The organism is Streptomyces sp. NPDC021212 (assembly GCF_044332925.1).
Lineage (GTDB): Bacteria > Actinomycetota > Actinomycetes > Streptomycetales > Streptomycetaceae > Streptomyces.
This window is the reverse complement of sequence record NZ_JBIRPZ010000001.1, coordinates 887,182-900,074: the sequence shown is the minus strand read 5'-3', so window position 1 is coordinate 900,074 and position 12,893 is coordinate 887,182. Positions and strand designations below refer to the sequence as shown.

The following is a 12,893-nucleotide window of genomic DNA, read 5'->3' as shown; positions in this document are numbered from 1 at the left end:
TCACCCCCAGCCTCACCCGAAGCGGGCGGCCAGCCGGTGGTACAGCCAAGGGGCCGCGCCGCGCACGAGCACGGGCAGCCGCAGCCAGGCCGGTACGTAGACCTCGTCCCGGCCCCGCGCGACGGCGTCCCACACGGCGTCCGCGACGCGCTCGGGCGGCAGCGGGCGCGGCAGCCGGCGGGTGTACGGAACGCCTCGGCGGGCGAAGAACGGGGTGTCCACCACGCCGGGGACCACATGGGTGACGCGTACGCCACCCCGGCGCAACTCGTCGCGCAGGGCGTCGGCGAAGACGCCGAGCGCCGCCTTGGCCGCGGAGTACACCGCCTCGCCCCGCACTCCGACGCTGCCCGCGACCGATCCGATGAGCACGATGTGGCCGCGCCCCTCGGCCAGCATGTGCGGCAGGACCAGCCGCACCAGCCGCATGGTGGCGAGCAGATCGACGCCCACCACCCGGTCGATCGCGCCGGGCGGCATCGCGCTGAAGGGACCCGCCCAGCCGATGCCCGCCCCCGCGACGAGCAGATCCACCCGCCCGGCGGTACGGAAGGCATCCTCGACCAGGCCACGGCCGCCCTCGGGAGTGGCCAGATCGGCAGGCAGGGCCACGGCCGAGGTGCGCGCGGCCACCCGGTCGAGACGTTCCCGGTGGCGGCCGCTCACCAGCAGCCGCCATCCGCCGCCCGCCGCGAACCGTTGCGCGACGGCGGCGCCGATGCCCGAGGACGCGCCGGTCACCAGCGCCACGCCGCAGTCGGTGGGGGCGCCCCCGGTGGCGGCGGGACCGGCCGAGGCGCGCGCGGCGCCGGCGTGCGGCTGTGCGTCCGGCAGAGGGCGGGCCATGGCACCTTCCTGTCTCGCTGCTGCACCGGTGGCGTCGGCACACCACCGGCCGTCGAGCGCGCGGTTTGACGGCACGCGGAGCGGATACCTCCAGTGAGCCATGAGCGGCCGCGCCTCGCACCATCGGAGGTGACCATGCGCCTGCCGTCGCAGCGTTTTCTCGTGGTGAGCGCGAGCATGGGGGCCGGCCATGACGCGGTGGCCGGCGAGCTGGTGCGCAGGCTGGAGCGCGCGGGTCACCGGGCGGACCGGGTGGATGTGCTGGAGCTGCTGCCCGCCGGGGTCGGCCCGGGGCTGCGCGCGTTCTACCGGACGGCGGTCCGCCGGGCCCCGGTCGTCTACGCGGGCATCTACCGGGCGTTCTTCCGGCCCGGCCCCGGCAGCGGTCCACGGCCCGGCACGGCCCCGCTGGCGGCGCTCGCCGAGGACCGGCTGCTGGCGCTGGCCGGGCGGCTGCGGCCGGCCGCGGTGGTGCCCGTCTTCCACCTCGCCGCGCAGCTCACCGGCCGGTTGCGGGCCCGCGGGGCGCTGACGGTGCCGAGCGCGGTGGTGGTCACCGATTTCGCGGTGCACCGCCAGTGGCTCCACCAGGGCAACGATCTGCACCTGTGTGTCACGGAGGAGGCCGCCGAACGGGTGCGGCAGGCCCTCGGCAGACCCGCGGTGGCCACGGGCCCGCTGGTGGCCGAGCGTTTCCTCGGCCCGGCGCCCGGGGCGGCGGTCTGGCGGCGCCGCTTCGCAGCGCACGCCCCCGGCAGACCACCGGTGGTCCTGTCCGCCGGGGCCTGGGGCGCCGGTACGCGCCTGGTGGCCACCGCACGGCTGCTGTCCGCCGCGGGCTATCTGCCGGTGGCGCTGTGCGGCCGGGACGAACGGCTGCGGCACCGGCTGTCCCGGTGGCCGCGAGTGGCCGCCCTCGGCTGGGAAACGGACCTGCCCGGACTGCTGGCCGCCACGCGGGCGCTGGTGGACAACGCGGCCGGACAGACCGCGCTGGAAGCACTGGCCACCGGAGTCCCGGTGGTGGGCTACCGCCCCATCCCGGGCCATGGGCGCGAGGGGGTCCGCCGGATGGCCGCCCTCGGCCTGACGGACCACGCGGCGGACTCATGGGATCTGCTGCGCCTGCTCGACGCGCTCACCGCGCCCTCGGACCTGCGGACACGCCGTATCGCCGCGGGCCGACGGCTGTTCGCCACCGACCCCGCCGACGTCGCCGCCCGGCTGGCCGAGGTGGTGGCCGACGGCGGTCCCGGCGTCATGACACCTTTCTCGTGAGGGAGTGGGTGGACCGCTGCTTCGGCACGTGCACAGCCGCCGAGACTCCGGGCCCACCCTCCCCGAACGCCACTTCCGCCCCCGCTGCCGCTGAGGTGGCGGCGCATCGGCGGGAGAGCGGCGGTCAGCTGGTGGCCGCGGCCTCGTACAGGCCACGCCCCGAGCGCTTGGCCCGGTCCGTCGTGCGCAGTCGCTCCAGCGTGTTGCGCACCGAGTTCACGTTGGTGCGCGTCTCGTCGCGCCCCAGCGCCTCGTTGACCTCGGACGCGCGCATCGGACGGCCCGCCTTCTTCAGGGCGCCGAGCACCGACTCGGAGAGCCCGGTGGAGCGCTCGGAGGAGGTGCCCGCAGCCTTGGCCGACTTCTCGGCGGGCTTGGCGGTCGCCTTGGCGGTGGCCTTGGTGGCGGCCTTCTCGCTCGTCTGGGCGCTCTTCTCAGTGGCCTTGGCCGCCTTGGTGGTGGCCTTGGTGGTGGGCTTGGCGGTGTCCTTGGCCGCCGCCTTCTTGGCGGGCTTCTTCGCGGCGGTCTTCTTGGCCGCGGCCTTGGTGGCGGTCTTCGCGGCCCGGCCACCGGCGGTGGACTTGGCCTTGCTGCGCTGCCGGCCGATGGCGGCCTTGCGCGTGGCGGCGGGCGTCCGGGTCGCCGCGGCCGCGTCGGCGGCCGGCATCGCCTCGGTCCCGGTGGCCGCGTCCGTGGCGGTGGCCGCCGGCTTCGCCTCCGCGATGTCGCCGTTGGCGGCCTGCGGGAGCGTGGTGGCTCCCGAGAGGGCCTGAAGGCTGGTCAGAGCGGTGCTGACCACCTCCAGCCGCTGGGTCACGGCGTCCAAATCACCCTTGAGGGCCTCCTGTTGCTTCTCCAGTTCCGGAAGCTCCGCCTTCAGTGCCTCGATCGTCGAGCCCACACTGTTGTCGGCACTCAGCGCGTTCACCATCACTTCGTCCCCTTTCTGGGCGTCTGCGCCCATCGTTGCTGCGATTATGCCTGCTGTTAGGTGTGTGCGGTGCCCTGTGTGCCACCACGCAAAACAACTCGGACCGCCTTGAAGGCTACGGAGCAGCCAACTTTCCGTGAAGTCACGTGGCACGAACCCCCTTGTCAGACCGCTCGTGTCATCCGCAGGAGTGGTGGCGCGCGTCGTGATGACGACGCATCAGGCGCGAAAAACACCGCGCGCGCCCCATGCCATCTGGATACCGTCCCACCATGACCGAACCGAAGACCGGCGCCCTGAAGGTGCCCGGCGCCACGCTGCATTACGAGGTGCGCGGCAGCGGCCCGGTGCTGCTGCTGATCCCGGGCGGGGCCGGTGACGCCGCCTCCTACGACCACGCGGCGCCGGCCCTCGCCGACCGGTACACCGTGGTGTCCTACGATCCGCGCGGCATGTCCCGCAGCCCGCTCGACGGCCCGCGCGCGGACCAGCGGGTGGAGGTGCACGGCGAGGACGCGTTTCTGCTGCTCGACGCGGTGGCGCCGGACGGCGGACCGGCGTACGTGTTCGGGTGCAGCTCGGGCGCCATCGCCGCGGTGGATCTGCTGGCGCGTCACCCGGAGCGGGTGCGGCTGGCCATCGCACACGAGCCGCCCCTGGTGGAACTTTTGCCCGATGCCGAGAAGCAGCGGGCCTTCTTCGCCGAGGTGCGCGAGGCGTACCGCCGCGAGGGGATCGGGGCGGCGGTGGCAGTGATGTCCGCGGGCACCGGTCCGGCGGAGGGGACGGCCACGCAGCGGGACGGCACGGTGCAGCCCCCGCCGCGTCCGCCCGAGGCCATCGACCGGATGATGGCCAACTTCCCGTACTTCCTGGAGCACATCCTGTGCCCGTTCACCAGCCATCTCCCGGACCTGGAGGCGCTGGCGGCCGTATCGGAGCGGCTGGTCCCGGCGGGGGGCCGGGACTCGCACGGGCTGCTGCTGTACCGCCCGGCGGTGGCGCTCGCCGAGCGGCTGGGTACCGATGTCGTGGACTTCCCCGGCGGTCACACCGGGCTCAGTGAACACCCGGCGGAGTTCACCGAGGTGTTGAGGAGGACGCTGCCGCGTCGATGAGGGCGGTGAGTGCTCCGGGGGTCATGCTGCCCGGCGCGCGGCGTTCCCGGGCGCAGATGCCCGCGACCCGTCCCAGCGTCTCGTTGACCGGTGCCGGGATGCCGTGTTCGCGTCCGAGCAGCACGATCTCCCCGTTGAGATAGTCCGCCTCGATCGTGCCGGTCCCCCGGGTCAGGCTCTGCCACGAGGAGCTGCCGCCGCGCTCCACGCCGTCGGCCGGCCGTATCTCCACCTTTCCCGAGCGGAGTGCGGCCTGTTCGTCGGCGTCGGTGTGGGCGATGCCCGCGGCGTCGAGGACCGCGACGCCCTCCGCCTTCGCCCGGTCGCCGAGGGCCTGGGCCTCGCCCGAGGTGAGCGGCCCGCAGATCGCCTCGACGGCGTTGGCGAGGTTGTTGATGAGCTTGGCGTACTTCCAGCGCATCACGTCCGGTACGACCGGCGCGAGGAACACGGACTCCTCCAGGTCCGCGGCCACCCGCCGGATGGTGTCGTCCTCCCCCGACGGATAGCGGCCGACGCTGAGGATCCCGGTGTACGGGGCGCACGGCGCGGCGACCAGCCCCGGCTCCAGGTGGGTCGCGGGCATCCAGACGCAGACGCCGTAGACCCGGCGGAAGTGCCGCAGCGCCAACCGCTCGTTCTCCACTCCGTTCTGGGCGCAGAGCAGCGGCAGCCGCTCCCCCGCGGTGCCGCCGCCGGTGACCGGGCGCGGCGCCCAGGCGTCCAGCGCGGCCGCGCTGTCCTGGGTCTTCACGGCGAGGACGAGCACATCGTCGGGGCCCAGTTCGACGTCGTCGGGCCCCGTGACGGCGGGCGCCGGGATCTCGTGGGTGGACTCGGGTGACGTGAAACGCAGTCCGCGGTCGCGCAGCGCCTCGTAGTGGGTGCCGCGCGCCACCAGGACGACGTCATGACCGGCGAGATGGAGCCGGGCGCCGATCGTGCCGCCGACCGCGCCCGCTCCGATGATGATGTATCGCACCAGGACCCTTTCCCCGTGGGTGGTAGAAACAACGTACCTGCACGGACCTGTTGGAAGAGCCCGAGGTGGAACGATGAAACTGCGCTGTGCCGTGCTCGACGACTTCCAGGACGTGGCCCTGTCCTCGGCCGACTGGTCGGGGGTCCGGGACGCGGTGGACGTGGTGTCGCACCGGCGTCACTTCACCGACCGGGACGCGCTGGTCGAGGCGATCGGGGACTGCGAGATCGTGGTCATCATGCGGGAGCGCACCCCGTTCCCCGCGGAGCTGTTCGCCCGGCTGCCCCGGCTCCGGCTGCTCATCACCACCGGGATGCGCAACGCCTCCGTCGATCTGGAGGCGGCCGCCCGGCACGGGGTCACCGTGTGCGGCACGGCCAGCTCCGCCGAGCCGCCCGTCGAGCTGACCTGGGCACTGATCCTCGGTCTGGCCCGCCACCTCGTGCGGGAGAGCACGGCGCTGCGGGACGGCGGGCCGTGGCAGAGCACGGTCGGCATGGATCTGCACGGCCGCCGGCTCGGCCTGCTGGGCCTGGGCAAGATCGGCACCAAGGTGGCGCGGATCGGCCAGGCGTTCGGCATGGACGTGGCCGCCTGGAGCCACAACCTCACCCCGGAGCGGGCTACGGCGGAGGGCGTCGGGTTCGTCTCCTCCCTGGATGAGTTGCTGGAGACCAGCGATGTGGTCTCGGTGCATCTGGTGCTCGGCGACCGCACCCGGGGGCTGCTCGGCGCGCCGGAGCTGCGGCGGATGCGCCCCACGGCGTACCTGGTGAACACCTCCCGCGCGGCCATCGTGGACCAGGCGGCCCTCGCGGACGCCCTGCGGGGCGGCTGGATCGCGGGCGCGGGGGTCGATGTGTTCGACGAGGAGCCGCTGGGTCCGGAGCACCCGTTCCGTACGCTGCCGAATATGCTCGGCACCCCGCATCTGGGCTATGTGACCCGGCGCAACTACGAGGGCTACTACCGCGATGCGGTCGAGGACATCCGCGGCTACCTCGCGGGGGAGCCGGTCCGCGTCCTCGCCGCTCCCTAGGGCTCGCTCAGGGTGTCCAGGGCCATGACGGCGACATGGAGCCGCGAGCGCTGGGCGCCGGACTCCAGGCTGCCGCCGACCAGTCGCTCGATGGTGTGCAGGCGCTGGTAGAAGGCTTGCCGTGACAGTCCGGCCTGTTTGGCGGCGACCGACTTGTTGCCCGCGGCGTCGAGGTACTGGCGCAGGATGGCCAGCAGGTCGCCGCCGTGCCGCTCGTCGTACTGCATCAGCCGGCCGAGCTGCCGCTCCACGTAGTTCTGGACCCGGACGTCGTCGCGCAGTGTGTACAGCAGCTCCGGCAGCCCGAGATCCGCGGACACGTGGAACGGCCGTCGTGGCATCCCGGGGCCGATGGCGTCCGCGACCTCCTCGGCCTGGCGGAAGGACCGCGCCACCTGGTCGAGCGCGGTCACTCCGGGGCCGACCGCGAGGACGGCCTCCTCGCCGAGTGTCTCTTCGGTGACCCGTCCGATGCGCTCCACGACGGGCTCCCACGCGGCGGCGAGCGGCAGGGTGAGCAGGACGCCGGTGCGGTCCGGGGAGAGCCTGCCGACCAGGGCGTGGAGGCCGGCGCCGCGCAGGTCCTCGCCGACCCGGCTGTCCAGGTCGGCGCGGTCGGCGGCATCGGGCCGGTGGCGAAGAGCGAGGGCGATGAAGAGGTGGCCGACGGTCGGCAGGCCGAGGGCCTCGACCCGGATGCGGGACTCGGTGCGGCTGAGGGTCTTTCCGTGCCGCAGCTCCAGCAGGGCCGACGCGCGGGCCTCCCGGTCCCACTGGGTGTGTCCGGTCATCCGGGCCAGGGTGAGGGCGGTGGCGGCACGGCGGAGGATCAGGGTGTGCTCGGGCCCGGCGGCGGGCCCTGTCTGGTCGGGCAGCGCCACCAGCCGGCCCCAGCGCTGCCCGTCGTGTTCGACGGGGGCCACCAGCCAGCCCTCCGGCCCGCTGGGCGCCGCGTGGTCGGGGGTGGGCGTGGCGCGGGAGCGGCGCTGCCACGCCTGCAGTATCTGGCCGCCGGGGCGGCCCGCCGTACGGACGATCGTGGCGTGGTGCACCAGGTTCTCCAGCACCACCGACCGTCCCATCAGGTCGGCGGCGACCTGAACCAGCTCTTCGGGCCGGGCGCCGCGCAGGGTCAGGTCGGTGAAGAGTTCGTGGACCTGGTGGGAGCGGCGCAGCAGTTCGCCCTGTGCGTCCAGGATCAGCGCGTGGACGGTCTGGGTGACCTCGATGAACCGGATGCCGTGGGAGAGCACGATCAGCGGGAGGTCGCGGGCCCGGCAGGCGGCCACCAGGTCCGGGGGCACCTGCTGGTAGCGGCGGCCCAGCTCCACGACCAGCCCGGCCGCGCCGACGTCGGCGAGCTGGTCGGCGTAGCCGCGCAGCCGGGTGGGGTCGTTGGGCTGGGGCATGCCGGTGGTGAGCACCAGCTCGCCGCCCTCCAGGAACGACGCCGGGTCCAGGAGTTCGGTGACGTGGACCCAGCGGACGGGGCGGTTCAGCCGGTCCTCGCCGGCCATCACCCGGGGCAGTCCCGCGGCGATCACGGGCAGCCGCAGAACGTCGGCGACGGTGAGCAATGCCATCCGGCCCGCTCCCTCCCTGCGCTGTGCCCGCCGTGGCGGGCGGATCCCTGGAGTCCCGGCGGCGTCCGGGGAGGCGGGGGCGCCGGGACTCCAGGATCTCAGGGATTCCACGTGCTCAGGGACGTCGGGGTCTCAGGGCCGGCGGGCGATGAGGTCGGCGACGGTGGCGATGGGTGACGTACGGGTGCGCCCGCCCGCCTCGTGCCGGTCCGCGAGCCGGTAGGCGACGTACAGTCCGCGCACCCCGAGCCAGCGGAACGGCTCCGGCTCCCAGCTGCCCGGGCGGTGTCCGGTCCAGGGCAGCCGGGTCAGCCGGGTGTCCCGCTTCAGGACCAGGTCGGTCAGGGTGCGGGCGGCCAGGTTGGTGGAGGTGACGCCGTGGCCGACGTAGCCGCCGGCCCAGCCGACACCGGTGTCCGGGTCGAGGCCGACGGTGGCCGACCAGTCGCGGGGGACGGCGAGGACCCCGCACCAGGCGTGGTCGACGCGGACGCCGGTGGTCTGCGGCAGCATGCGCTGGAGGGTCTGGGTGAGCTGGTCGATCGTACGGTCGCTGACCCGGCCCGAGTCGTCGGTGCGGGAGCCGAAGCGGTACGGGACGCCGCGCCCGCCGATCGCGATCCGGTCGTCCGGGGTGCGCTGGGCGTACATGTGGCCGTGTGCGGTGTCGCCGAGGGTTTCCCGGCCCTCCCAGCCGATCTCCTTCCAGATCTCCTCGGGAAGTGGCTCGGTGACGATCATCGAGCTGTTCATCGGGAGCCAGGCCCGCCGCAGCCCCTTGAGGGAGGCGGTGAACCCCTCGGTCGCGCGGAGCACCACGGGGGCGCGGACCGTGCCGTGTGCGGTGCGGGCGCGGCCCGGCTCGATAGCGGTGACGGGTGACTTCTCGTAGATCGTGACGCCGAGCCGTTCCACCGTCTCGGCGAGCCCCCGGACCAGGGCGGCGGGCTGCAGCCGGGCGCAGTGGGGGGTGTACGCCCCTGCCGTCACCCCGTCGATGGCGATGTGCCGGGCGGACTCCGCGGGGGTGAGCAGGACGGACTCCGGTACCCCCCACTCGTGGTCCTGCTCGACCTTGTGCCGCAGGCGGGTGGCCTGGGCGGGGGTGCGGGCGACGCGCAGGGTGCCGCCCTTGACGATGTCGGCGTCGATGTCCTCGCGCGCGGCGACGGCGATGACCTCGTCCACGGCCTCGTTCATGGCCCGCTGCCAGTCGAGGACGGCGTCGCGGCCGTAAGCGCGGGCCAGCCGGTCGCGGGCGCCGGGGATCAGTCCGGAGGCCCAGCCGCCGTTGCGTCCGGAGGCTCCGAAGCCCGCGAACTCGGCTTCCAGGACGGTGATGCGCAGGGACGGGTCGGCCTGTTTGAGGTAGTAGGCGGTCCACAGTCCGGTCATTCCGGCGCCCACGACGCACACGTCGGCGTCGCGGTCGCCGGGCAGCGCCGGGCGGGGGGCGGGCAGTTCGGCGAACCAGTGGGCGACGCGCCCGTTGACCGGTGCCGTGGTGGCGGACATGGGGTCCTCTCGCGGTGTGGGGGTGGCCGGGGAACCGGGTCAGACGCCGAGCAGACCGGGCAGCTCGGACAGGTCCTTGATCTCCTCGTACGGCTGGAAGGCGGCCGAACCGGGGAAGCCGTACCGGTTGACCCAGATCCGCCGCATGCCCTCGTACCGCTTGGTCGGCATGATGTCGTACTCCCAGCCCTGGGCGGTGTGGATGATGTTCTCCGGGCCGCGGCCGGTGGCCTTCATCAGGTATTCGAAGGCCTGCGGCAGCGGCTTGAACGCCCCCGCCTGCTCGGCCGTGAGGACGTAGTCCCACTCCACGCCCAGCTCGTCGACGGCGTAGGAGATCAGGTCGTCCTCGCTGTTGGAGAGGATGGCGATGTCGTACTCGCCCTTGAGGCGGCGCAGCGCGTCGGGGACCTCGCGGAACGGCTTGAACTTCTTGATGGCCTCGATGAGGGCCTCGCCGTCCTCGTCGCGGTACTCCAGGCCGTGCAGCAGCATGACGTTGTGCAGGGTGCGGCGGACGGTCTCCCGGTACGGGCGGTAGTGGTCCACGACGCCCTGGAAGCGCATCACGTACGCGTCATGGTGGAACTGGTCGGGGTCGACGCCGAGCTCGGCGAGACGGTCCTTGACGATCTCGTGGGTGGCGGTGCGGGTGTCGAAGTTGATGAGGGTGCGATAGCAGTCGAAGGAGACGACCTTGCGCATGGAAGCGGTCCTTGTCCGGGAGGGGCGGGTCGGGGGTAAATCGGTCAGGCGCGGCGGCTGGCTTCCGCCAGGCCCAGATCCTTGGTTTCGGGGGCGAGGACGAGGGAGGCCACGAGGCCGATGATGGTGATGCCCACGCCCATGGCGAGGGTGCCGCGGACGCCGAAGTCGGCGGTGAGCATGGGCAGCAGGAAGGTGCTGGAGGCGGAGCCGACCCGGCTCATGGCGGTGGCCACGCCGACGCCGGTGGCGCGCAGGTCGGTGGGGAACAGCTCGCTCGGATACACGAACTGCAGCCCGCTGCCCGCGGCCTCGAAGAACTGGAACCCGGCGAAGAGGGCGACCACCAGGAACGCGTAGTGCAGCGGCAGCACGATCAGGGCGATGAGGCAGATGTTGATGCAGGCGAAGCTGCCGACGAGCAGGGGCCGCCGGCCGACCCGGTTGACCACGAGCAGCCCGACCGCCGTACCCGCCACCGCGATCGTGGTGATGAGCGCGCTGGCGCCGAAGGTGCTGCCCACCCCGAACGACTCCAGCATCTGCGGCTGGAAGGACCGTACGGCGAAGGCGGGCGCCACCTGGCAGATCCAGAACACCGAACAGAACAGGGCGGGGATCCCGTAGCCGCGGCGGAAGATCTCCGCGATGTTGCCCATGCCCGAGCCGCCGCGCTTCGATCCGCTCTCGGCGAGGAGTTCCTCCGTACTGACCTCCTGGCGGAGGTGGCGGCGTACGACCTCCTTGGCCTCCTCCACCCGGCCGCGGGAGGCCAGCCAGCGGGGCGACTCGGGAACTCCGGCCCGGAAGAAGATGAAGACCACTGCGGGGACCGCGCCGGAGGCCAGCATCCAGCGCCAGGCGTCGTCTCCGGTGCCCATCAGCAGCCAGCCGGCCCAGAAGCTGACGCCGTAGCCGGCCCACCAGGCGAGGACCAGGCCGGACAGGGCCGGGCCGCGTATCTTGCGCGGCACCAGCTCGGTGGTCAGGGCCGACGCGATCGGGTAGTCGGCGCCGATCGCGATGCCGATCAGCAGCCTCAGCACGAGCAGCTGCCACGCCTCGGTGACGAAGAACTGCAGGGCCGAGAAGACCACGAAGGTGATCAGGTTGAGCACATACATCAGATGGCGGCCGACACGGTCGGTGATCGGTCCGAAGACAGCGCCTCCGATGAAGACGCCGACCAGGACGGAGGCGGCGATCAGCCCCTCCCACATGGTGTTCAGGCTGAGCGCCGGAGTGATCAGGCTGAGGGCGACGCCCATGATGCCCAGCAGATAGCCGTCGCAGAACGGCCCTCCCATGGCGACGGCGACCATTCTGCGGTGGAAGCCGGTGACGGGGGCGTCGTCGAGGCTGTGGACTCTTGCGGTGGCGTCTTGCGACGCGTTGGACAAAGACATGCTTGAGACTCCTGGGGACGAGGAGGAGGCGCTGAGGCGCTGGGCGATGCGACACCGGCGGTGTGGCATCGGGCGTCAAGCATTCGTGCGGGGCGCGGCGGGGGTCGCGGGGTGTGCTGCAGGGGAAGGGCAGGTGACGGGGGACGGATGGCCATCACCATGGTTCAGCGGTCCGGCACCGTCAACGGCCATCTTGTTCCATCGCCGGGCGGCTGGTGGACACTGTGTATGCCCGGCCCTCGACGGGCTGTGCGCAACTTTGGTCCCGGGCCGGGGCCGGGCTGCGGACACAGCGTCCACAACGGCCCGCCGGAGCGGACACTGTGCCCGTTGCCCCGCCGCGAGGGGGCGGTCAGGGTGTGGGAATCCGTTTCCGCATCCATCCTGACCTGGGGAGAACCGTCATGACACTCCGGTGTGAGCCCCCGGGCGGCATGAGCGACCCGCCGGGGGGCGGCCGTGGGTGACCGGCTCGTCATCCTGTACAACGGCCACCTGCCGTACAACCGGGAGCGGATCGAGTCCCTGGCGCGGACCGTGTACGCGACGGAGGAGGAACTGCCCGCGCTCCTCCCCGGTGCGGACGCCCTCCTCGCGTGGTGGCCGCTGAGCCCGGCCGTCGCCGCCTCGTGGCCCGACGACCCGGCGAAGGCGCCCCGCTGGGTGCATGTGGCCGCCGCGGGAGTGGATCCGTATCTGTTTCCGGCGCTGACCGGCAACCCGGATGTGGTGCTCACCAACTCGCGCGGCGTGTACGACCAGCCCATCGCCGAGTACGTCCTCGGGCTGATCCTGTCGCTCGCCAAGGACTTCCCCGGCATGTGGGACCACCAGCGCGGCCGTCAGTGGCGGCCGCGCGACAGCGAGCGCGTCGGCGGCCGCACCGTGCTGGTCTGGGGCACCGGGTCCATCGGCCGGGCGGTCGCCCGGCTGCTGCGCGCGGTCGGCATGCGGGTGAGCGGCGCGAGCCGCACCCCGCGCGCCGACGACCCCGACTTCGGCACCGTGCACGGCCCGGCGTCCCTGCGCACCGGGCTGGGCGAGGCCGACTACGTGGTGCTGGCCGCCCCGCTCACCCCGGCCACCCGCGGCATGGTGGACGCCTCGGTGCTGGCCGCCATGAAGCCCGGCGCCCGGCTGGTGAACGTGGGGCGCGGTCAGCTGGTGGACGAGCCGGCGCTCGTCGACGCCCTGTCCGGCGGCAGGCTGGCCGGTGCCGCGCTGGACGTGTTCGCCGAGGAGCCGCTGCCCGCCGCCTCCCCGTTGTGGGAGCTGCCGGGGGTCATCGTCTCCCCGCACACCGCGGGGGAGGTGGTCCACTGGCGCAACGACCTGGCCGAGCTGTTCCTGGACAACCTGCTCCGCAGGGCCGAGGGCCGTCCGCTGCGCAACGTGGTCGACAAGGAGCTGGGTTACGTCAGGTAAGTGATGGCCACCGCTCCGTTTCACCGTAGCCCCGTACGGAAAGCCGCAAGGGACGGGGAAAAACC

General features: G+C 73.0%; 11 protein-coding genes. 4 read left to right on the top strand and 7 right to left on the bottom strand.

Features of this window, described 5'->3' with window-relative positions:
* Positions 1 to 12 precede the first annotated feature (12 nt).
* Complete coding sequence (locus ACH4SI_RS03615; protein ID WP_398292070.1) at positions 13 to 846, bottom strand: SDR family NAD(P)-dependent oxidoreductase; 834 nt, start codon at positions 844 to 846, stop codon at positions 13 to 15.
* Positions 847 to 981: 135 nt separating this feature from the next.
* Between ACH4SI_RS03615 and ACH4SI_RS03610 the strand changes: the two genes are divergently transcribed.
* Positions 982 to 2,124 carry a galactosyldiacylglycerol synthase gene (locus ACH4SI_RS03610; RefSeq protein WP_398292068.1) on the top strand — a complete coding sequence of 381 codons (1,143 nt, stop codon included), beginning with the start codon at positions 982 to 984 and terminating at the stop codon, positions 2,122 to 2,124.
* A gap of 124 nt (positions 2,125 to 2,248) precedes the next feature.
* Here ACH4SI_RS03610 and ACH4SI_RS03605 read toward each other — a convergent pair whose 3' ends face one another.
* Positions 2,249 to 3,055, bottom strand: coding sequence for a prephenate dehydrogenase (locus tag ACH4SI_RS03605; protein ID WP_398292066.1), 807 nt, complete (start codon positions 3,053 to 3,055; stop codon positions 2,249 to 2,251).
* A 272-nt stretch (positions 3,056 to 3,327) separates the two neighbouring features.
* Between ACH4SI_RS03605 and ACH4SI_RS03600 the strand changes: the two genes are divergently transcribed.
* Positions 3,328 to 4,173, top strand: coding sequence for an alpha/beta fold hydrolase (locus ACH4SI_RS03600; RefSeq protein WP_398292064.1), 846 nt, complete (start codon positions 3,328 to 3,330; stop codon positions 4,171 to 4,173).
* Here ACH4SI_RS03600 and ACH4SI_RS03595 read toward each other — a convergent pair.
* Complete coding sequence (locus ACH4SI_RS03595; RefSeq protein ID WP_398292062.1) at positions 4,136 to 5,155, bottom strand: ketopantoate reductase family protein; 1,020 nt, start codon at positions 5,153 to 5,155, stop codon at positions 4,136 to 4,138. The genes ACH4SI_RS03600 and ACH4SI_RS03595 overlap by 38 nt on opposite strands.
* A gap of 73 nt (positions 5,156 to 5,228) precedes the next feature.
* On the opposite strand from ACH4SI_RS03595, the gene ACH4SI_RS03590 reads away from it, so the two are divergent.
* A complete protein-coding gene (locus ACH4SI_RS03590; protein ID WP_398292060.1) occupies positions 5,229 to 6,194 on the top strand; it encodes a D-2-hydroxyacid dehydrogenase family protein in 966 nt (321 codons plus the stop codon).
* Here the strand turns inward: ACH4SI_RS03590 and ACH4SI_RS03585 are convergent.
* From ACH4SI_RS03585 to ACH4SI_RS03570, 4 genes are all read right to left on the bottom strand, one after another.
* Positions 6,191 to 7,777, bottom strand: coding sequence for a PucR family transcriptional regulator (locus ACH4SI_RS03585; RefSeq protein ID WP_398292058.1), 1,587 nt, complete (start codon positions 7,775 to 7,777; stop codon positions 6,191 to 6,193). The genes ACH4SI_RS03590 and ACH4SI_RS03585 overlap by 4 nt on opposite strands.
* 132 nt (positions 7,778 to 7,909) lie before the next feature.
* On the bottom strand, positions 7,910 to 9,292 hold the full coding sequence (locus tag ACH4SI_RS03580) for an NAD(P)/FAD-dependent oxidoreductase (protein WP_398292056.1): 1,383 nt from the start codon (positions 9,290 to 9,292) through the stop codon (positions 7,910 to 7,912).
* 39 nt (positions 9,293 to 9,331) lie between these two features.
* Entirely contained in the window at positions 9,332 to 9,997 is a 666-nt protein-coding gene (locus ACH4SI_RS03575) for an HAD-IA family hydrolase (RefSeq protein ID WP_398292054.1), read from the bottom strand.
* A gap of 44 nt (positions 9,998 to 10,041) precedes the next feature.
* Positions 10,042 to 11,403 carry an MFS transporter gene (locus ACH4SI_RS03570; protein WP_398292052.1) on the bottom strand — a complete coding sequence of 454 codons (1,362 nt, stop codon included), beginning with the start codon at positions 11,401 to 11,403 and terminating at the stop codon, positions 10,042 to 10,044.
* 459 nt (positions 11,404 to 11,862) lie between these two features.
* Here ACH4SI_RS03570 and ACH4SI_RS03565 point away from each other — a divergent pair, with 459 nt between their 5' ends.
* On the top strand, positions 11,863 to 12,828 hold the full coding sequence (locus ACH4SI_RS03565; protein ID WP_398292050.1) for a D-2-hydroxyacid dehydrogenase: 966 nt from the start codon (positions 11,863 to 11,865) through the stop codon (positions 12,826 to 12,828).
* Positions 12,829 to 12,893: the final 65 nt, after the last annotated feature.